19 protein-coding genes and 1 pseudogene are annotated in these 18,746 nt (G+C 69.0%); 6 read left to right on the forward strand and 14 right to left on the reverse strand.

What is annotated here, in order from left to right; genetic code table 11:
- Window positions 1-53: 53 nt before the first annotated feature.
- The 4 genes from AB0I60_RS04870 to AB0I60_RS04885 all read right to left on the reverse strand — a co-directional run bounded on the left by AB0I60_RS04870 (window position 54) and on the right by AB0I60_RS04885 (window position 2,312).
- Window positions 54-1,322, reverse strand: a complete 1,269-nt coding sequence (locus tag AB0I60_RS04870; RefSeq protein ID WP_360725891.1) for a hypothetical protein — start codon at window positions 1,320-1,322, stop codon at window positions 54-56.
- 16 nt (window positions 1,323-1,338) lie between these two features.
- Window positions 1,339-1,617 (reverse strand): hypothetical protein, encoded by a 279-nt coding sequence (locus AB0I60_RS04875; RefSeq protein ID WP_360725892.1) that lies wholly within the window; start codon window positions 1,615-1,617, stop codon window positions 1,339-1,341.
- On the reverse strand, window positions 1,614-1,778 hold the full coding sequence (locus AB0I60_RS04880; RefSeq protein ID WP_360725893.1) for a hypothetical protein: 165 nt from the start codon (window positions 1,776-1,778) through the stop codon (window positions 1,614-1,616). Before AB0I60_RS04880 ends, AB0I60_RS04875 begins: the two co-directional genes overlap by 4 nt.
- A gap of 393 nt (window positions 1,779-2,171) precedes the next feature.
- A complete protein-coding gene (locus AB0I60_RS04885; protein ID WP_360725894.1) occupies window positions 2,172-2,312 on the reverse strand; it encodes a hypothetical protein in 141 nt (46 codons plus the stop codon).
- 653 nt (window positions 2,313-2,965) lie between these two features.
- Here AB0I60_RS04885 and AB0I60_RS04890 point away from each other — a divergent pair.
- Complete coding sequence (locus tag AB0I60_RS04890) at window positions 2,966-4,102, forward strand: hypothetical protein (protein ID WP_360725895.1); 1,137 nt, start codon at window positions 2,966-2,968, stop codon at window positions 4,100-4,102.
- 231 nt (window positions 4,103-4,333) lie between these two features.
- Here AB0I60_RS04890 and AB0I60_RS04895 read toward each other — a convergent pair whose 3' ends face one another.
- The 10 genes and pseudogenes from AB0I60_RS04895 to AB0I60_RS04940 form a co-directional block, all read right to left on the reverse strand.
- Complete coding sequence (locus tag AB0I60_RS04895) at window positions 4,334-5,365, reverse strand: hypothetical protein (RefSeq protein ID WP_360725896.1); 1,032 nt, start codon at window positions 5,363-5,365, stop codon at window positions 4,334-4,336.
- Between the two features lie 490 nt (window positions 5,366-5,855).
- On the reverse strand, window positions 5,856-6,170 hold the full coding sequence (locus AB0I60_RS04900) for a hypothetical protein (protein ID WP_360725897.1): 315 nt from the start codon (window positions 6,168-6,170) through the stop codon (window positions 5,856-5,858).
- A 431-nt stretch (window positions 6,171-6,601) separates the two neighbouring features.
- Entirely contained in the window at window positions 6,602-6,868 is a 267-nt protein-coding gene (locus AB0I60_RS04905; RefSeq protein WP_360725898.1) for a hypothetical protein, read from the reverse strand.
- On the reverse strand, window positions 6,865-7,164 hold the full coding sequence (locus AB0I60_RS04910; protein WP_360725899.1) for a hypothetical protein: 300 nt from the start codon (window positions 7,162-7,164) through the stop codon (window positions 6,865-6,867). Before AB0I60_RS04910 ends, AB0I60_RS04905 begins: the two co-directional genes overlap by 4 nt.
- Window positions 7,165-7,191: 27 nt before the next feature.
- The gene (locus AB0I60_RS04915) at window positions 7,192-8,226 is read right to left on the reverse strand and encodes a hypothetical protein (protein WP_360726851.1); all 1,035 of its coding nucleotides are present in this window, start codon (window positions 8,224-8,226) and stop codon (window positions 7,192-7,194) included.
- Window positions 8,227-8,580: 354 nt separating this feature from the next.
- A pseudogene (locus tag AB0I60_RS04920) lies at window positions 8,581-9,192 on the reverse strand (helix-turn-helix domain-containing protein); the annotation flags it as partial.
- A 352-nt stretch (window positions 9,193-9,544) separates the two neighbouring features.
- Entirely contained in the window at window positions 9,545-10,384 is an 840-nt protein-coding gene (locus tag AB0I60_RS04925; protein WP_360725900.1) for a helix-turn-helix transcriptional regulator, read from the reverse strand.
- Between the two features lie 171 nt (window positions 10,385-10,555).
- Complete coding sequence (locus AB0I60_RS04930; RefSeq protein WP_360725901.1) at window positions 10,556-11,416, reverse strand: sigma-70 family RNA polymerase sigma factor; 861 nt, start codon at window positions 11,414-11,416, stop codon at window positions 10,556-10,558.
- 171 nt (window positions 11,417-11,587) lie between these two features.
- Window positions 11,588-12,307: a 7-carboxy-7-deazaguanine synthase QueE gene (locus AB0I60_RS04935; protein WP_360725902.1), complete on the reverse strand. Its 720-nt coding sequence runs from the start codon at window positions 12,305-12,307 to the stop codon at window positions 11,588-11,590.
- Window positions 12,304-12,789, reverse strand: coding sequence for a 6-carboxytetrahydropterin synthase (locus AB0I60_RS04940; RefSeq protein WP_360725903.1), 486 nt, complete (start codon window positions 12,787-12,789; stop codon window positions 12,304-12,306). The genes AB0I60_RS04935 and AB0I60_RS04940 overlap by 4 nt, the downstream gene beginning before the upstream one ends.
- 523 nt (window positions 12,790-13,312) lie before the next feature.
- On the opposite strand from AB0I60_RS04940, the gene AB0I60_RS04945 reads away from it, so the two are divergent.
- The 5 genes from AB0I60_RS04945 to AB0I60_RS04965 all read left to right on the forward strand — a co-directional run bounded on the left by AB0I60_RS04945 (window position 13,313) and on the right by AB0I60_RS04965 (window position 18,710).
- A complete protein-coding gene (locus tag AB0I60_RS04945) occupies window positions 13,313-14,596 on the forward strand; it encodes a helix-turn-helix transcriptional regulator (RefSeq protein WP_360726808.1) in 1,284 nt (427 codons plus the stop codon).
- Window positions 14,597-14,610: 14 nt separating this feature from the next.
- The gene (locus AB0I60_RS04950; RefSeq protein ID WP_360725904.1) at window positions 14,611-14,970 is read left to right on the forward strand and encodes a hypothetical protein; all 360 of its coding nucleotides are present in this window, start codon (window positions 14,611-14,613) and stop codon (window positions 14,968-14,970) included.
- Window positions 14,971-15,053: 83 nt separating this feature from the next.
- A complete protein-coding gene (locus AB0I60_RS04955; RefSeq protein ID WP_360725905.1) occupies window positions 15,054-16,370 on the forward strand; it encodes a helix-turn-helix transcriptional regulator in 1,317 nt (438 codons plus the stop codon).
- On the forward strand, window positions 16,363-17,271 hold the full coding sequence (locus AB0I60_RS04960; RefSeq protein ID WP_360725906.1) for an aminoglycoside phosphotransferase family protein: 909 nt from the start codon (window positions 16,363-16,365) through the stop codon (window positions 17,269-17,271). Before AB0I60_RS04955 ends, AB0I60_RS04960 begins: the two co-directional genes overlap by 8 nt.
- Window positions 17,272-17,321: 50 nt before the next feature.
- The gene (locus AB0I60_RS04965; RefSeq protein WP_360725907.1) at window positions 17,322-18,710 is read left to right on the forward strand and encodes a helix-turn-helix transcriptional regulator; all 1,389 of its coding nucleotides are present in this window, start codon (window positions 17,322-17,324) and stop codon (window positions 18,708-18,710) included.
- The last annotated feature ends 36 nt before the right edge of the window (window positions 18,711-18,746 follow it).

Below are 18,746 nucleotides of genomic sequence, written 5' to 3' on the forward strand. Positions count from 1 at the left end.
TGATTGCACGAGTCGCACACGGCAGCTTCGAAGGTCGAGGAGGTCGTGGGGCCTCACGGTTGCAGTGGAGGCGGGGTGTCCCAGATGTGCACCCTGTCCGTCGTGACGAGGGGCTTGTCGGCGGGCCCTTTGATGTGGGCGGGTACGACCCGCTCCTCGTGTTCGCATCCGCCGTCGGCGTGGGCGCGCGGGTTGAGGCAGGTGTTGCGCCGGTAGGGGCGGACCGGCCAGCGGCGGTTCCATTGCGGTGCCCGGCGGCCGTGGGAGGCTGCCGTGTCCTCGGCGGTGGCCTGTGCCGAGGGCCGGTGGCGGGTGTGCACCCGCACCAGCTGCACGGTTCCGGGGCCGAGGATGCCGGCTCGTTTGTCGCGTTTTTGGCCGTGGCGTGGTCGGGGCATGGTTTCGGTTTCGGTGAGCTGGGCGTTGCCGGTCTGTCCCATCAGTTGCCAGGCGGTGTAGACCACATGCGCCCACCGGCTTGCGTTGTCCTGATGGGGTCGGGGTAGTGGCTGGTCGAATGGCAGGACGAGTTCGTCGTGGGTCTGCAGCCGGGCGGATCCCGCGAGGGTTTCTCGTGCGGCCAGGTTGGCAGCGGTGAGCGTCGCGCCCGTGTGCGTGTCGATGGCCAGTGGCAGGTCGGCGGGGAGGCTGTCCCAGCCTTTGCCGCCGGTGGTCCAGAAGGTCAACCAGACGCCGTCGAACTCGGGGGGCAAGGGCGCTGCGCCTGGTGGTGTGCGGGGTGTCCAGCGGATCTTGCGGGGTGCTCCGTCCAGGTCGAGGTCGGCCGGGCTCCACTGCGACCATGAGACGCCCACGACGGGAAAGGTCAGCCGCAGTCCCTCGTCCAGGTCGGGGGCCGCGGTGGTCCACGGGCCGGTCAACGCTGCGGCGAGGTCGACATCGAGGCCGCCGATGGGGTGGGCGAACAGCATCAGCCCGGATTCGGCCGGCATCCGACGGGCCCGGACCGGTTCGTGGGACGGGGTTGCCGCTGCCGCGAGCGCCAGCGAGGTCATGTCCTCGTCGACCCAGTACAGCTGCGCCTGGCGCAGCCGTCGCTGCTCGCAGCGCGCCATCAGCATCCCGCCCGTGATGTCGATGGCGGCGGTCTGCTCGGGCGGGCCGGAGATCGTCGGGATCAGCGGGCTTCGTCCACCGGCCACACGCATCATGAACTCCCGGCCACAGGGTGGCCGGAGTACCTGCTCGCACATCTGGATACGCAGGTCGGGCAGTTCCGAGGGATGCGGCACCACCCACGCCCCCAGGAGGGCGGACGTGGTCACCTCACGGCTCGGACGTATGGCGCGCTCGGCGTTCATGGAGAGCCCGTTCTGGTCAGATGCGGCGCAGCGCCTCGAGGACGCGGTCCAGAAGCGCGAGATGCCCGTCGTCGCAGCGCTGTCCTTGCAGCGCGGCGCGCTCCTGGCCGATGTCGGGGGAACTCGGGAGCAAGCCCCGCTGGGGAAGGTCTCCCGGACTGGGCAAGTATCGCGTCGGCTCGCTGTGGTCGACGTAGAGCGCGGAAGCGTCGACGGTTCGGGCCGCCACGGGCAGCGGCACTGCGGGCGGGCGACGCCGAGTCGGCATGGCCACCACGGCGTACTGCCCGTTCACCGCACGACTTCGGTCCTGAGGGGAGCGGCCCGGTGGTCGAAGCCGCGGGGTTCGTCGTGGTCGGGCCAGAAGCGGCTACCGCGCAGCACCCGCAGCAACGGCAACACCTCGTCCCGCAGCTCCGGCGTCATCGCGATCAGCATCACCTCGTGCGTCTGCACTGAACCAAGCTCGCTTTCCGCACAGTCAGGCGTCCGGGATCGGGAACGGCCTGCGGCGACCGGTCGGGGGTCGGCCACCGCAGGCCGGAGGCCAGTCAACGGCGTCGCCCACCGCGATCACCAGAGCGGCCGTGCGGCGGCAACAGAGCGTCCACAAGGCGGTACCCCGCCTGATCAGGGATTTCCTGACGGAGGCTGTATCGCCCGAACGTGTACGGGCAGCAGGTGGTCGGTGGCCGACCGCAGGGCGACGGCGGGGGCACGCATGGGGCACCACCGGTCGTACGTTGCGGAAACGGGCGAGGACTGTGCGCTATGGGAGACCGGAGCAAGCAGACGTGCGATGGCGGCACGGCCACGCACTCCGCTGGCCGCTGCTCGTGAAGCCGCCGGTCACACCCAGGAAAGCCCCGCTGTCACGCCGAACGTCGAGCGCACCACCATCGGCCGATGCGTGTCCGAGTGGTCGGAGCCGGCAGGGGTGTGGCTGTTCGCCGTGATCCCGTCGTTGGTTTCGCCCGCCGGCCACGCCATCGCTGGAATCGTCGGTCGTCTCTCTGGTTCGAACTGAGGTTGCGTCGTCGATGTCGGCGGTCGGGTACGACACGCCGGCGACCCGTGAGCCGCCCGAATCCGTACTTCCCGGGAGAGTGACGGGGGCGCTGACGATATCCTTCGACCGGCGTCATGCTGTATCGGCCGGCGCTGCATCGATAAGCACTGAGAGTTGACGGACTATGGACTGCTGTCCGCACTATTACGGTATGGCGGGTGCCTGCGGTGTAACGCGGTCCGCGCTTCCCTCGGGTGCGTCGCAGTCCGCAATGTCTGCTGTGGGCGGGCGGCCCGAATGGGTGAATTTGTGTGTCCTGTCATTCGGCGGGAGGGTGCCGTGTCGTGTGCGCTGGCGTTCGTCGATCGCGGGTCCGGTGTGGTGGTGTCGCGGTGGAGATCTCCTGAAACGGCAGGTGTATGCCGTGCGCAACCCTTGAGCTGCGGATACGCCGTCACCGTGATGGGTGGTGGGGCGGTCACCCGCTCGGGTTGTGCGTTGACGGACGGTGCGTGCGCGGAGGCGAAGTTGATCTAGGTGTGGCGGAAGTCCGCGTTTGTGGACATTGTTCCGTGCCCTGGACGCTCACGATATGCGTAGTGCAAACCCCTCGAAGGCCGGAACGTGGGTTTCGGTGAGCGAGGACGAGGATGTTCCTGCTTCGTTGCGCGCCCAGGGCGCGTTCATTCCGCGACCGCTGCCGGGGGACCTGTCCATGCGGACGAGGACCTTCAAGGTGTGTGCGGAGGCGGAGGGGTTTCTGGGGCGTTTGAACGAGGCGTCGGGCCGATTGACGGATCCGGCTCCCGGGTCGCCGTTGGTGCGCTCGACGCAGGTACGCGAGGTGCAGAGTTCGGCAAACGTGGACGGAGTGAGCGCGGCGCTGCTGGAGGTGCTGGTCTCGCAGTTGCCCGGTGTGCGGCCGGGCAGCGCGGTCAATCCGAAGGTCGCGCTGTATCTGCGGGCCAGCGACACGGCCTTCGACGCGGTCCGGGACGGTGCGCCGATCGACGTGCGGCTGTTGTGCCGGGAGGCCGCCGCCTTCGCCGGCGGCGATGTGGGGGTCGACGACGTGTGGCGCGATCGCCACGTGTGCCTTGGCGACCCCGGCGAGCCGGAGGCTTTCCTGTTGGCCGCCCCGCCCGGGCCGGACAGCGTCGCCGGGCTGGCGCAGTTCGTCGACTGGTCCGCCCAGGACCTGCCCTTTCCCCTGGTCGCCAAGCTGGCGCTGGGGCACTATCAACTGACCGTGCAGATGCCGTTCAGGTACGGCAACGGGCACATCGCCAGGATTCATGTCGGTCTGGAGTTGGTGGCCTCGAAGACGTTGCACGGGCAGGTGCTGCCGATCTCGACGTGGATCGACGGCAACCGTGCCGAGTACTGGTCGCGCATCTCGCGCGTGGTGCACGAGGGGGACTACGAGCAGTGGATCGAGTTCTTCGCCCGCGGTGTGCTGGAGGTGTGCCGGCGTGAGTTGTGGTTGATCGACAGTCTGGGCAGGGAACGCGACGCGCTGCTCAAGAGGATCTCCGGCCGTAACACGGGCAACATCCGGCGCATCGTGGCGGAGTTGGTGTCCACGCCGGTGACCAACCACCGTCAGGTCGTCGAGCGGTACGGGATGTCCAAGACCAACGCCATCGACCTGTGCAAGCGTCTGGCCAACGACGGCATCCTCGAACCGCTGGATTCCAAGGCGTACAACAAGGCCTACTGCAACCGTGAGCTCGTCCGCCTGTTGAGTCTGCAGGACCCGCTCCGGCCGTGACGCGTCCCGCCTTCGTGGGCGCCGACCGGCCTTTCCCGTCCCCCGCTCTGTGCAGAAGGGTTTCCGTGCTCCTCCTCGACTTCCACAACCGTGGACACCACCCGTCACGTCGCCGGGGCCTGCGCGCCCGGCGTGCCGTCGCGTGGATACCGGGTCGCGGCGTGATCATCGCACTGGCCGTGCTGGTGGCCCTTCTCCTACAGCGGGTGGTCCGCCGTCGGTGGGGACGGGTCAGGCGGGCAGGTCGTCACCGGGCCGCAGGCGGACCAGTGCCCTCGCCCGGTCGGCCTGCTCGTCGTCCACGTCCACCAGCAGCGCCAGGGCCCGGTGCCAGGCTCTGAGCGCCACGGGGTGTGCGCCGCCGGTCCAGTGCAGCCGCCCGAGCGCGACCAGCAGCAGACCGTGCCGCCGCGGCGACGGCGGGTCGGCGTCCCGGAACGCCAGGTCGGCCTGCTCCCAATACCGCACCGCCGCCTCGGGCCGGCCCGCGCCGACCATGACCTCGCCCAGCAGCGTCAGCGCGTCGGCGGAGTCCGCGCCGCCGACGCGGCGGCGCTCGCCCACCAGTTCGAACGCCGCGTCCAACGCCCGATGCCACCGTCCCGACCGCCCGAACACCTCCACCAGCATCCGCAGCACCGTCGCGATCCGTGCCTCGTCGCGGACCTGGTGCCACGTCGACAACGCGCGCACCAGTTGCGACTCGGCCAGCACGTCGTCACCGGCCTCGGCGGCGACCCGGCCGCCGCGCTCGAGCAGGCCGGCCAGGATCACCGGGTTGCCCCATGTCCTGGCCGCGCGCTCCCCGCAGTCGGCCAGGGTGCGCCGCCATGCGGCATCGGCGCGCAGCCGCAGGTCGGCCGAGGTCGACACCCACAACGCCCAGGCCAGCTCGCAGAGCCGTTCGTCGACCCCGGCGGTGCCCGCCAGCGACAACACCGCGACGAGATGACCGCGGTGGGCACGGGTCCACCGCGCGGCCTCGACCGGATCGGGCACCGGGCCGCCGTGTACCGCGGGCCACCCGGCGTGCTCCTGCGGCGCCACCGTCACCGCGACCCTCACCGCGACCCGGGCCAGGTGGGTGACCAGGAGCGACCGTCGCGGGTCGTGTCCGGCCCGACCGTCGACCGGTCGGGCATCGTCGACCGGGGCGAACCAGCCCGGTCGCGTCTCGGCCACTTCGCCGGCGGCGAGGAGTCGTGCGACCACGGTGGCGATCTCCTCCTCCGCCTCGCCCGACATGACCGACAGCAGTTCCACCGACAGATCGGGGACGTCGAGTGCACCAAAGCACCCCACTATCCGATCCGCCCGTCCGACACGCCCTGAGTCCGGAGGTATCCGTCTCTCGTCCACCGCACGCACACTCCCGGCGCAGCCCCACGCTCCACCCGGCCACCCGCCACCGCCGACGGCCCACCTCATTCCCGACGCACCCGCATCACCGCACGGCCCTCCATCATCCGCGAACCGACATCCGCTGGAAACCCGCCCACCGTCTGCCACCGCACATCACCCGTCCGGTCCACACCCACCGCTGCCGTCCGCACAGGCGACGACCGCTCGCCTTCACGGCACGGAGGCGGCAGGCCGGAGGTGCGGTCATACGCCGCCCTACGTGCGCTCCCGAAGGCGCGCACACGGCGCTCCTGCCTGGTCCGACAGCGGCCGACCCGCAGTGCGCGGCAGGGCGACGGCGAGTGAGGCGCGCATCGGGATGTCGGGCGCGTTCGGGTCGGTGGGCCGTTGTCTAGGCGGTGCGGTCCTCGGGCAGGCGCAGGGAGTCCAGGAAGCGCCGTGCGGAGTTCTCGGCGGAGGTTCCGGTGGCGTCCTCGACCAGTCCCAGCAGCATGACCAGGGCGTCGTGCCCGAAGTGGGTGAAGAACCGGTGCATGTCCGGTGCCCACGGCCCTTCGAAGCGGACCACGACGTTGTCGAGGGTGTCGACCATGACCGGGTGGCCGTCCACGTCGGTCGTCCGGCATGCCGGTACGCGGTTGACCAGCCGGCGCAGACGCGCGACGTCGGACTCGAACCGCAGGCGCTGATGCAATGACATGCCCATGGGCCCAGACTCGCACACACGTTCGATCGTCTGGTCGAGGATTCCGGACCGGACAGTGTCGTCGGCTCGCGCAGGCCGTGCCGCGCCGGGACGCGTCCAGCCCGCCGAGCGACAGCGGCGGCCTCGTGGCGGTGGACGGGAGGCGACGACGCCGGCGAGGACGGGATGCGACTCGGTCCGCAGCGGCCCGTCGAGTACCGCCGCGGACTCGGACACGCGGTTCCGTTCCGCGTCGCCTCGGGTGTACCGGGCCCGCCGAAATCCCGTGCCGTTGCCGGACCGGAGTGATCGGATACCGACCTGCCACAAAGTCACCCTTTCCTGACCGGCGATGATTCAGGTCGTCGTGCTCGTCGAAGTCGATGGTCCGATGCGGACGGTCGGTGCCGGTCGCCCCTCGAACCGTGGTGTGCGGTAGCGGTGGTCTGCTGTCAGTCGGCCAGCCCGGGCAGGGCCGCGCGCAGTTGTCCGCCTGTCCGGTGCAGGAGGGCGGCGGTGTCGGCGAAGGTTCGTGCGGCGAGCGCGCAGTTGTCCGTTGCGGCGGCCGGGGTGTTTTGTGTGCTGCCTTTGACGGTTTCTCCGATGTCCTGGGTGAGCAGGGCAAGGCGGTCGTGGCTCGCGTGGAGGGCTTGGGCTGTTCCGTGGATCAGTTCGGCGAGGTCGAGGAGGACTGTGCGCAGGTGCGGCGTCTCGGTCATGGCGTGCGGTTTCTGTCCGGTTCGGTGAGCAGCGCGGTGACGTGGTCGCTGTAGTCGCGTAGTTGTCGGTCGGCGTGGTGGAGGCCGGCGATGGTGCGTTCCAGCGCGGTGAGTGCGCGGCGCAGCAGCACTCCGGCCTGCCGGATCTGCGGGTCGGGGTGGCGGTCGTGCAGCCAGATGAGGGTCTTCTCCGCCGCGATCAGGTCGGCTTGGTGGGCGGTCACGGTGGTGCACTCGCGTTGTACGGCTTCGTGTGCGGTGTCCAGCTTCGCCAGCACTCGGCCGAGCAGCCCCATGGTGGCCGGTCCTTTCCGTGGGCGGGGTCAGGTGTGGTGGTGGCGGGGCGCGGTGGGGTGCAGGACGGTGAACTCGGGGTGGGGGCGTGGTGGGTGTCCCGGGGGTAGGGCGAGCAGGGCGTGGGTGTGGCGGCGGCGCTGGGTGAGGGCGTCGCGCAGTGGCGGGTCGAGGGGGCGGTCGTGCGTGGGGTCGAGTGCGTTGTCGACGAGGGTGAGGATGTGGTGCCACTGGGCTCGTGCGGCGTCGGTTCCGAGGGTGTGGTGGCGGATGTGGCCGATGCCGAGCAGGGCGTCGACGCGTTCCACGATGGATCGGGGAACGCCGGTGGCGGTGGCGGCTGCGGCGGCGAGCAGGTGTTCGGCGGTGGCGAGGTCGCCGGTGTGGGTGAGGATCTCGGCGTGGGCGATGCGGGTGAGCAGCCGGTGGTGGGGGTCGGGGTGGTCGCGCAGCAGCGCGTCCAGCACGTGCAGCAGGCTGTGGGCGTGTTCGACGTGGCCGCGTAGCCAGGCGAGACGGATGCGGCGCCACAGCAGCGCCCGGGTCCAGGTGACGGCAGGGCCGTCGGGGTTGGCGGCGAGCGTGCGGTGTTGCAGGTCGAGCAGTGCGCCGGCGGTGGCGAGGTGCCCGTGGGCTGTGTGCCGGCGTGCGCCGAGTTCGCAGAGCACGGCGCGGTCGTGGAGTCGGTCGGGGCGGTGGGTGGCGGCCAGGCCGAGGTCGGTGAGCCTGGTGATCCAGGGTGGGCCGGGCCGGTGGTGGGCGAGCAGGAGCAGCAGGGTGACGAGGTCGACGACCTGTTGGTTGTGGCCGGCGAGTGCGGTGGTGGTGACGGTGTCGACCAGGGTGTCGTGGTGTCGGGCGATCCAGTCGATGATGCGGACGTCGGTGAGCGGCGGGATGGTGAGGAGGGGGCCGAGGGTGGGGTCGTGCAGTGCGCGGTGTAGGAGCAGGTCGAGTCGGGACGTGGTGGGGGTGCGGTGGGTGATGCGGCGGTAGCTGTCGTGGAGCAGGGTGAGCAGGAGCGGGGCGGGCGGCGGGGCGGGCGGCAGGATCAGGCGCGGCATGCTGTTCGTGGAGCTTTCGTGACCGGGTTCTGGTGGAAACGGGGAGGGGCCTGTGCCGGTTTGACCAGCACCGGTCAGGCGGTTAGGGCACGGGACGCGGGATCGGCGGGCGCAGCTCGTGGTCGACGGGGACCGGGCCGCCGCCAAGGCCCGCCGTGGCGTCGTCCACGATCGGCGAGTTCCGGTTGTCGCGGCTGTCCGAAGGCGGTTCGGGTGTGTTGTGCGTTGCGGCGGCACAGAGTGCGGTGCGGCGAACGCGCATGACTGCGTTGCGCACCGCAGCCGGGCGGATCCGGTTCCGGTTGTGTGGCGTGGTCCGGTGGGTGCGCGGCGTATGGCGCCGTTGCGTCGCATCAGCCGCAGGACGGTGGAGGCGCTGACGCCGAACCGGTCGGCGATCGGTTGGCAGGCCTGGCCTCTCCGGTAGAGGGCGAGGGCGGTGGCGCGTTCCTGCGAGGTGAGGCTCCGGCCGCGGCCTGCGGCCGGTCGGATGGTGATGCCGGCTTGGGCGAGGACTCTGGTGACGGTGCTGTGGGGGCGGTCGACCCCGGCGGCGACCTGCACGACGGTCGGCCACCTGCCGTCGCCGGTCCGGGTGGTGTAGAGGTCGACGATCCGTTTGCGCAGGGCGACGGTCATGGCGCGGTGCCGGATGCGGGGTGCGTGGTGGGTGTCGAGCACGGTGACGACGGCTGTGCGGGAGCAGCCCAGTCGGCGGGTCAGGGCCTCGACGTTCACCGTGCGCCCGGCGGCGTGTGCGGCGGCGGCCTCGCGCAGGATGATCGCCTTCTCTCGCGCTCCGAACCTGGCGGCCGGTGCGAGTCGTTCGCGGTAGACCTGTCGTTGCACGGTGGTCAGGTGGCGGCCCAGGACGAGGGCGATGTCGCGGGCGCTGAACCTCGGCCGTCCGTGCCGGTCGCGGGAGGCCGACAGGTGCCGGACGACGTCCTTTTCCGCCTCGGTCATCCGCACGCTGCGCGGTTCGCGCCCTTCGTTGCGGCACAGGGTGCGCACGGTGGTCTCGTCGCAGCCGACCAGCGCGGCGATGGCGGGCGGGGTGTGGATCGCACGGCCTCGCGTGTCGCGGGTTTTGGCCAGCGCGCGGATGGTGTTCTTGTCCTGCTCGGTCAGTCGTTTCCGGCGGTCCGGCGCGGTGCCGGTCGCCTTGCGCCTGCCGGTACCGCCGGAGCCGGCGATCGCGGTGGTGACCGGATCGTGTGGCGGACAGCGACTGTCCGAAATGGATTCGAGATTGTCCTGGCGGGGTGTGGTGAGCACCGTGCTTCTCCTTTCGTCGGTGCCGGGACGGGTGCGGGGGTCAGCCGGGTGCGTGGTGGTCGTCGGCGATGCGCCGCAGCAGGTCTTCGAGCTGTTCGTCGTGGAGGGCGAGTTGGTCGAGGCGGTCGAACAGGGTCAGGTACTCGCGGACGTCGTGGGGGTCGGTGATGGTGGCGTTGCCGGTCAGCACGCTCAGGGTCACCACCCGCTCGTCGTAGACCTGGAAGTTGTGCAGCGCGACCGGGCTCCCCTCCACCGTCCACGGCACGACGCCGACTACGACGTTGGGGCGGCGCATGGTCCGGATTAGGTGGTCGATCTGCTCCCGCATGAGGCCGGCGGGGCCCGGCCGCCATCGCAGCGCACTTTCGGCGAGCAGGAACACGAACTGCCTGGAGGGGTCCTCCATCCGTCGTCGTCGCGCGCGCAGCGACGCCGTCGCGGTGCGGAGTTCGTGTCCGGGGGCGGGGTGGAGCACGAGCTGCAGGTAGTTCTCGCTCTGCAGCAGTGGAGGTATCCCGGCGTTGTGGAAGATCCGGCTCGTGGTGGCGTTGGCCTCGATCCGCGTGGTTTCCTGCTGGTGGCGGTGGCCGCCCCGGTGCAGCACCACCCGGCGGATGTCGCCTTCGGCGTGCAGTCGGCGCGTGAGCTTGACCAGTTCGGTCCTGGTTTGTCTGGTCGCCGCCAACTCGGCGACCAGGCGCTCCACGTCGGCGACGGACGGCAGCAGCATCCCGTTCTCGATCTTCGACAGCTTCGATTGGCTCATCCCGACGGCCCGTGCGACGGCCGTGCCGGTCATCTTCGCCTCGGTGCGCAGCCTGCGGAGCTCGCGCGAGAGCCGTTCCCTGGACAGTTTCGAGCGTTCGGGCGTGGTCATGGCGGTGTGGTCCTTCGTGCGATGTGCTCGGCCGGTCGGCGTGGGCGGAGGTGGCCAGGCCGCCGTCGCGGCCGTGAAGGTGTCCGGGGCCGATGGGACTCGTCGGTGGGTCCGGTGGTGTCCGAGTGGCCTCCCGGCTGCGGGAGGGCCGGGTGTCGGAGGGCCTGGTGGTCATGAACCGGCGGTCCGGTCTGTCGTGGTGTGCTCGATGAGCAGGGCTTGTGCCTGAGGGGGTGTGAGCCCGTGTGCGGCTCGGTCGAGCCAGGACCGGCTGACGTCGGTCAGCACCACGGCGGGCATCTGGGTGCGCGTGGTCCGGGCCGCTGCGGCAAGGTGCCGGTGGCCGTCGAGCAGTTCGACCGGCCCACCTCGGCCGGGCAGGCGGTGCACCAGCAGGGGGCGGCGCAGACCGTGGGCCTGGATCGAGGCGGCCAGTGCGGCGAGCTCGCCCAGGTTGCGGTGCAGGTTGCGGGGGTGGAGCCGGACGGTGTCGCGGTGGATCAGGACGACGGGCACGCCGATGCCCCACCCCGACATGGCGCGCAGCCTGGTCAGTGCCCGGTTGTAGGCGACGCGGACCGCGGTGGGGGTGCTGCCCGTCCGGCGGGCGATCTCCTCGTGCGGCAAGTCCAGCACGCAGTGCAGGACCACGACGAGACGACTCCGCTCGTCCAGATGCGACAGCAGTCCGGCGGTTGTGGCCTCGTCGTCGGTTGGCCTGGTGCCGGCGTGGCGGTGCCGGTCGAGCCGGTGGACCAGGTCGGTCATGTCCTCGACGGGGCGACACAGCCAGGTTGCCGGTGTCCGGTAGACCTCTGCCACCCGCCGTCGCACGATCACCGCAACCCAACCCTGCATCGACTCCGGCGTGCCGACGTAGCGCGGCAGTGCGGTCAGCACCGACAACGACGCGTCCTGCACGAGATCGTCGTGCGACAGGTGCGCGGGCAGCGGCAACCGGCAGTACCGGCGCACCGTGGCACGGATGAACGGCTGCAACTGCCCGACCCGCGCGCGCAGGTCGCCGTTCACCTCCGCATGACGGAGTCGGGAAGGCGCCCGTCGTGTTCAACGACGCCCTCACACGGTGGGTAGAGAGTCGGGGCGCGTGGTGCTCGTGGTGCTCTCGTGGCTGACCGACGAATTGTGGTCAACCGTGCATGTCGGGTTGAACGAGCCGTATTGGCCGACTGGCACATCGGGCTAGCGGGCACGGGCGTTCTCCCACAGCATGATGTGCAGCCGGGAGGTCAGGTTCCAGCCTCGGGCCAGTACCGGGTCTGCCGGCAACCGCATACGGTCCAGCACCGTTGTGCTGTCGATGCCTTCGGGCATGATCCATACCGGATCGAGCCGATACCGGGCTACCAGCGTTTCGACTTCGTCCAGGTCCAGCACGGACTGGACGACGAACTTCCAGATCGCCTTACCCGACTGCACGAACTGGTGCAGTGCGGTGGGACGGTGGCGGTGCCGCTCAGGCAGCCCGGAGTGCGTCAGCTTCGGCGAGACGATGAAGCGGGTGACCGCTTCGACCACGGCCGGATGGGGAGCGATGGTGCCGGAGGTCTCCACCTCGGTCTCACCGGCGAGGCTGTTCTGCATGATGGAGGCCAGGAGAGGTTCCAAGGCCCGTTGTTGAAGCAAGGGCTCGCCACCGGTGATCACCACCAGGCATTCGGGCACACCGGACAGCCAGTCCAGTACGTCGGCGACAGCGATATGCCGCTGTTCGGCGGTCGGGTGGTGACGTCGGCGATCCCAGGTCTGTGGGGTGTCACACCAGCCGCAGGTCAGGTGGCAGCCGTACAACCGCACGAAACGAGCCAGCCTGCCCTGACTGGGGCCTTCGCCTTGGTAGGTCGGACCGAACAATTCGTTGACGGCCAACGTCGCGGAGGTATCTGGCGCTGCGGGGCTCATCGCGGCACCGTGGGTTCGTAGACGGCGGTGTTGAGCCGGGTCTCGCGGACCAGAACCTGTTCGACCCGTGCACCGTCGGCGCGGGGAAGCCCGGCCATGACGCTCTCGGCGACCCGCCCCAGCAGGACCGCGACAGCCTCGACGGTGGGCCACGGCAACCCGCAGGCGAGCTGCTCGGCGACGTCCTCCGGGCGCTCGGCGCCGAAGCGGAGCACCCGGCTGCCCTCCGCGACCAGCGGCTCGACAAGCCGGTCGCACGCGCCGAGCATCGTGGCGTGGTCGAGGTGCCCGTCGATCCACCGCCGCAGCCCCACCTTGAGCGCGCCGAACTCCACCACGGTCACCTCGGGACCCAACTTCGGTGCGCTCACCGTCACTGCGACCGACCAGGAATGACCGTGCAGGCTCACGCACTTGCCATCCACGTGCGGCAGCCGGTGCCCGGCCTCGAACGAATGCACGACGGTGACCTTGTGCGCCATCAGCGGACCACCGTGCCCGGCTGGCGTATCGACCGCGGCGACGACACCTCTCGCATCTGCACTGGACCGAACTCGCTTTCCGCTTTGTCAGACGGCCGAATCGAGTACGGCTGCGGCGACCGGTCTGGGAACGGCCACCGCAAGCCCAGGCCCAGTCAACGGCGTCGACCACGCGGTCCACCAGAGCGACTATGCGGCGAAGGAGAGGCGTCCACGCGGCGACGCCCTTCTTGAGCAGCATTTCGCTCGACGAGATCACCAGTGCCGCCTTCGAGAGCAGCGAACAGATCGACGACCCCGACGAGGACTTCCTCCGTGACAGAACAAGCGGGCCCACCGAGCCCACAGCTCAGAGCGCCGATGAGGCGGCCACTGGGCGGCGATGAGACGACACTGCGTGTGACCTGCATAAACGACTCTTCCAGAGCCGTAGTCCGAACGGGTGCAACTCGCCGAGCGGGTGATCAGCCTTGACCGGTAGCCGGCTATCGTGGCAGGTGACCAACGGTGTGAGGTGACGTTCATGGGCAACCGGCGAGATGCGTTCGCCGCGCGGCGTGAGCAGATGGGCTACACCCAGGAGAGCTTCGGGGCGGCGGTGGGTGTGGAGTTCTCCACTGTCGGACGCTGGGAACGGGGTGACCTGACCCCGCAGCCGTACCGCCGCCGCCGTATCGCCAAGGCGCTCGATATGAGCCTCGACGAGTTGGGTGCGTTGCTCGCGCCACCCCGGCAGACGTCTACCGTTGCCGTGGTACCAGCCGACCTCGCGGAGGCCGACGACATGAACCGTCGAGACCTGTTGCGCTTGTTCAGCATGACGGGCGCGTTGCTCTCGCTGCCTGCTGACGAGGCAGCTCTTGGCGATGTCGACCGGCTCGCCGGGGCGGCTCGCACCGGTTCGGTGGACATGTCCGGGGTAGTGGAATTCGCTCAACTCAACTCCCATCTTTGGCGCGTGTTCGCGTTGACGCCGACCAAGGCGCAGGTACTGTCGTTGGTCCGGGCCCAACTCGATGTGCTCACCGACGCTCTGCGTCGACCGCAGACTCCGGCCATTCGACGGCGTCTGTGCGAACTGGCCGCCGACCTGTACCAGCTGGCCGGTGAGATTTTCTTCGACGGTGATCGGTACACCGACGCGGCACACTGCTACGCGTTGGCGGCGACAGCGGGCAGGGAGGCAGCCGCTTCCGACCTGTGGGCCTGTGCGTTGACCAGGCACGCCTTCATCGCCGTATACGAGCGCCGGTTCGCCGAGGCTGTGCCGCTGCTCGACCTAGCCGCCGACCTGGCTCGCCGAGGTGATCCCGCCCTCTCGACCCGACAATGGATTGCCGCAGTGCAGGCAGAGACCTTCGCAGGTCTCGGTGACCCGGACACCTGCCAGCGCGCACTCGACACGGCCGCCGAGGTTGAACACCTGCAGGGCACGGTCCACAACGGCGGCTGGCTTCGGTTCGACGGCTCCCGCCTGGCCGAGGAACGCGGCACCTGCTACGTCCACCTGGGCCGCTACGACCTCGCCGAGGCCGCCCTGACCGATTCGCTCGCCGGACACCTGACCGCCCGCCGGAAAGCCGGTGTGCTCACCGACCTGGCCATGATCGGAGTGCATCGGCGCGATACTGATCAGGTCGCTACCTACGTCGACGCCGCCCTGGCCACCGCCCGCCAGACCGGCTCCGGAGTCATCGCACGCAAGTTGCGCGGCCTCCAGCCGAACCTGGCTCCTTTGCTACCCGACCAGCAGATCCAGCGACTCGACGCCGAGATCACCGAACTCGTCGGCAACCGCGCCGCATGATGGAGGACGACAGAATGCAGAACGACCGTGGCCGCGTGTTCCGCGAGGCATGGATCACCGGAGTCACCAAGCACTACCCCGGTGAGCCCAAGCCCGGCTACATCACTCCGTGGGACGAGACCCCCGAGTGGGAACGCGATGCCGCGACCGCCGTGTACGACCAGGTCCTCGCCTTCATCAAGGCCACCGACGGCGCCACCGCCAAGCTGACCCCGGACCAGAAAGGCCGCTTCGTCGCACTGTGCTGGATCGGCCAGATCTACAAGCACTTCCCGGAGCCGAAGCCGTCCTACGTCGCGGACTGGAACGACTTGCCCGACTGGCAGAAGGCCACGGACATCGACATCTTCGAGCGCATCGAACAGGACGCCTGACCGTGTGACGGCATCGGCAGACCTGCGATGCGGCCACCTGCAGACCAGGCTGGTGGCCGGATCGGGCAAGCGAGGTGAGCGACATGGGCGACAAACGCGAGGCGTTCGCGGCTCGACGTGAGGCGATGGGCTTCACTCAGGAAGGGCTCGCCGCTGCTGTCGGTGTGGAGTTCTCCACCGTCGGGCGGTGGGAACGTGGTGCCTTGACACCTCATCCGTGGCGGCGCCTTCGGATTGCGCAAGCGCTGGGCGTCTCCCTCGACGAGTTGAACGTGCTGCTCGGACAAGACCCCGCCCACGGCTCACGGCACCTGCCGCAGGCGGTCACAGGACAAGCGACCCGGGGACGAGCCCGGCAAGCCTCCCTGGTGTCGAGTTCGTCTGCTCCTGCGCTCACCACCGTGTATGACCCCGCCGGAAGCCCGGACATGGGGCAGGTGCCCGCCGAGTTCCTCGAGTCCCTCACCATGACCGTGGAACCGCCGCGGCGGATCGGGTGGGCCGAGGTCGAGCAGGTCAAGCTGATGACGAGCACGCTGGCCGCCAGCGAGAACCTGTATGGCGGGGGCATGGCCGGTGAAGCAGGGGCCGCGCATCTGCGATGGGCTTGCCACCTTTTGAGTGCCCGAGCCGGCACCGCCGTCCAAGCGGGAATGTTCGAGGCCATCGGAAACCTCGCGGAGGTGGTAGCGTTCTCGGCTTTTGATGTCGGAAATCACGACGCAGCGGCTCGGTGCTTCCGCTTCGGTCTATGGTGCGCCGAGCAGGGCGGCTCGTGGGAGTTGCGTGCCGCGACCCTCGCCGACATGGCACGCCAAGCCATCCATCTCGGCGACCTGGACGGCGCGTTGTCCTTGATCGAATTCGCTCAGGTGCGAACCGACCGGCTGACCGCCACCGCGCAAGCCATGATCGGCGTGGTCCGGGCCCGGTTGTTGGCGATGCTGGGCCGCCACAACGAAGCGCGAGCCGAAGTCGACCGCGCGGACGCGTACTTCGCTCAACGGCAACCGGAGGCCGATCCGCGCTGGCTGGTGTACTACGACGAAGCCGAACACGCGGGAAGCAGCGCGCGGGCACTTACTCCGCTCGCCGTCGCGAAAAAGCAGCCAGGGTATGCCGCCGAACGTCTCGTCACGGCGATTCGACTGCACAGCGACGCCTATCCGCGCTCGCGGGCCTTTTCCAGAGCGCGCCTGGCTACCTTGCACATGGCGATCGGAGATCCGCGTGAAGCCGTACTCCTCGGACGGCAAGCCGTCGACGACGCCGCAATGTTGCACTCACGACGGATGGACGAGGAACTCGCCAAGTTGGCGCGGGCGTGCCAACGACATCGAGCGATACCCGAAGTGGCCGAATTCTCGACACTCGTCGAATTCGGTACAGCCGATGTCTGATGTGCACACGAGCCCGGTCCTGTCCGGAGATCCGCGTGACGTTCTGACGGTGGCGGCAGGCAAAGCCGGTGTGCCTACCGCAGAAGCGACCTTGATCCGCGACGGCGCGAACGTCACCTACGAGATGGCCGGCGGTGTCGTGGCCCGCGTGGGCCCGCCAGGCTCGCAGCCAGCCGCCGCACGTCAAATCCAGGCGTCGCGTTGGCTGGCTGACGCCGGGATCGCCGTCGTCCGTGCCGTCGACGACATCGACCAGCCCACGGTTGCCCGGACTCGACCTGTGACGTGGTGGGTACAGCTTCCTGAGCACCGCCACGCCACCCCGGCCGAACTGGGCGCAGCCCTGGGCCGCCTGCACGCGCTGGCCGTACCAGAGTCACCTTCGTTCCCCGTCGTGAACCCTTTCGAAGGGCTACGCGAATCAATCGACGGCGGTACCGCCTTGTCGGAGGATGACCGAGGCTGGCTTCGAGATCTTGCGAAGCGGCTCCACGATGAGTATTCGACGCTGACCACGAGTCGGCCTCGGTGCGTCATCCACGGCGATGCGTGGCAGGGCAACGTTGTTGTCCCCAGGGCGGGTGGCGGCCCAGTGTTACTGGATCTCGACCACGTCGGGATCGGCCCTAGGGAGTGGGACCTGGTCTCATTGACGGTCGACTACACCGACTTCGCCCGGCTCACAGACTCGGACTACCAGGCTTTCGTAGACGCCTACGGCGGTTATGACATGACCACGTGGTCCGGATACCGCACCTTGGCGACGATCAGAGAACTACGTTGGACAGCCTTCGTCCTCGGTAAAGCCAAGACCAGCCCGGAAGCAGCTCGACAGGTACGACACCGGGTGGCGTGCCTGCGTGGCGAGATCGAGCGGCCTTGGACGTGGTCGGCGTTTTAAGTCGGCCACCTCTGACCTACTCGTACATCGAACATCTGAGGTGGTGAACGTTGAACCGGCGAGAGCGGCTGGCTGGACGTCGTGAAGCGTTGGGGTTCACCCAGGAGTCGTTCGCTCGTGAGATCGGCGTCGAGCTGTCCACGGTCGGCCGATGGGAACGAGGGACACAAGATCCTCAACCGTGGATGCGCCCCAAGATGGCGAAGGCGCTCAAGGTATCGGTCGACGAGCTCGCCGCCCTCCTGACCGGAGAGGCGTTGCGGTCTGCCGATCCGGTTGATGCGGGCAACGCACTCGGTCCCGAGATCGCCGAACATGTCCGTCAGAGCCAGGCGGAGTGGCTCAGAGTCCGTCGCGCTGCCGGCGCGCGGGGGCGGGAACTGGCGGAACTGGCCGCTTGGCTGTACCCGGTCAGCAAACGTGCACCCGGCGGACATGTATTGACCGGTCCGGGCTGGCTGTTGGACACGCCCGTGGAGTTGGACTCGGCGCGGCTGACGTTTACCGAGGCCGCGCGTCCGGTGCCGAAGCTCAAACCGACGGACCACGTTCTGCCGCTCACCGCTCGTGGCGAGCGCTATGCCAGTTATAGCCGGGCCGTGCGGGACCTCGTACGGCCTCGACTGTTGGAGAACCGACTCAGCTACCGGCTGTTGGAGGTGTCCCAGCGCAATGGACCGGAGCTGATGTTCGGGACTACCACATTCTTCGAGGTGTTCGACATCAAGGAGTGTCTCGCTCACGAGTTCAAGGCCGCCTGGCTGGCATCGGGGGGGTCGGTCCCAGACTGGAGCGCACTGCCGCTGCGCTCGACGATTGGCGACCCGTTCGACCCCTCCCGGATGTTGGTGTCACCTGGCATCGGCACTCTGACGATCCGCAAGGACCGGCGAGGAGAGCACCGGTTCGTGATGCACCAGCGCGACGGCCGCGCCGTCGCCGACGGCGGCGGCATGTGCACCGTCATGCCCTCTGGAGAGTTCCAGCCTTCGTCGCTCGCCGCGGTCGACGTGCACAACGACTTCTCCTTGTGGCGCAACATCATGCGCGAATATTCTGAGGAGTTCCTCGGCAACCCTGAACACGACGGGGCCGGGGCTGGCTCCATCGACTACGCGGAGCAGGAGCCGTTCCGTTCTTTCGAGCGGGCTCGCGCCGACGGCCGATTTCGACTATGGCACTACGGCTTGGTGATGGACGCCCTCACCCTAGGCGCGAACCAGCAGACCGTCGCTGTGGTCGACGACGAAGTCTTCGACCGATTGTTCACCAGGTTGGTGGCGACGAACGACGAGGGGCACGTCGTCGGCGAGGGCGGCCGAACCGACATGCCCTTCACCGGTGAGGCGATCGACCGGCTCGAGCCCCGTCTATCAGCCAGTTCTTTGACGTTGCTGCGTCTGGCATGGCGGGATCGTCGACATCTACTCGGACCATGAAGCGAGTAAGCCTGCTTCGAGGGCTCGCAAAGTAAC

The organism is Actinosynnema sp. NPDC050436 (assembly GCF_040655415.1).
Classification (GTDB): domain Bacteria; phylum Actinomycetota; class Actinomycetes; order Mycobacteriales; family Pseudonocardiaceae; genus Actinosynnema.

What these genes read in the sequence shown, in the direction of transcription:
- AB0I60_RS04870 (WP_360725891.1), bottom strand. Translation starts at nt 1,322, where the DNA reads ATGAACGCCGAGCGCGCCATACGTCCGAGCCGTGAGGTGACCACGTCC.
- AB0I60_RS04885 (WP_360725894.1), bottom strand. Translation starts at nt 2,312, where the DNA reads ATGGCGTGGCCGGCGGGCGAAACCAACGACGGGATCACGGCGAACAGC.
- AB0I60_RS04900 (WP_360725897.1), bottom strand. Translation starts at nt 6,170, where the DNA reads ATGGGCATGTCATTGCATCAGCGCCTGCGGTTCGAGTCCGACGTCGCG.
- AB0I60_RS04905 (WP_360725898.1), bottom strand. Translation starts at nt 6,868, where the DNA reads ATGACCGAGACGCCGCACCTGCGCACAGTCCTCCTCGACCTCGCCGAA.
- AB0I60_RS04910 (WP_360725899.1), bottom strand. Translation starts at nt 7,164, where the DNA reads ATGGGGCTGCTCGGCCGAGTGCTGGCGAAGCTGGACACCGCACACGAA.
- AB0I60_RS04915 (WP_360726851.1), bottom strand. Translation starts at nt 8,226, where the DNA reads ATGCCGCGCCTGATCCTGCCGCCCGCCCCGCCGCCCGCCCCGCTCCTG.
- AB0I60_RS04925 (WP_360725900.1), bottom strand. Translation starts at nt 10,384, where the DNA reads ATGACCACGCCCGAACGCTCGAAACTGTCCAGGGAACGGCTCTCGCGC.
- AB0I60_RS04935 (WP_360725902.1), bottom strand. Translation starts at nt 12,307, where the DNA reads ATGAGCCCCGCAGCGCCAGATACCTCCGCGACGTTGGCCGTCAACGAA.
- AB0I60_RS04940 (WP_360725903.1), bottom strand. Translation starts at nt 12,789, where the DNA reads ATGGCGCACAAGGTCACCGTCGTGCATTCGTTCGAGGCCGGGCACCGG.
- AB0I60_RS04945 (WP_360726808.1), top strand. Translation starts at nt 13,313, where the DNA reads ATGGGCAACCGGCGAGATGCGTTCGCCGCGCGGCGTGAGCAGATGGGC.
- AB0I60_RS04950 (WP_360725904.1), top strand. Translation starts at nt 14,611, where the DNA reads ATGCAGAACGACCGTGGCCGCGTGTTCCGCGAGGCATGGATCACCGGA.
- AB0I60_RS04955 (WP_360725905.1), top strand. Translation starts at nt 15,054, where the DNA reads ATGGGCGACAAACGCGAGGCGTTCGCGGCTCGACGTGAGGCGATGGGC.
- AB0I60_RS04960 (WP_360725906.1), top strand. Translation starts at nt 16,363, where the DNA reads ATGTCTGATGTGCACACGAGCCCGGTCCTGTCCGGAGATCCGCGTGAC.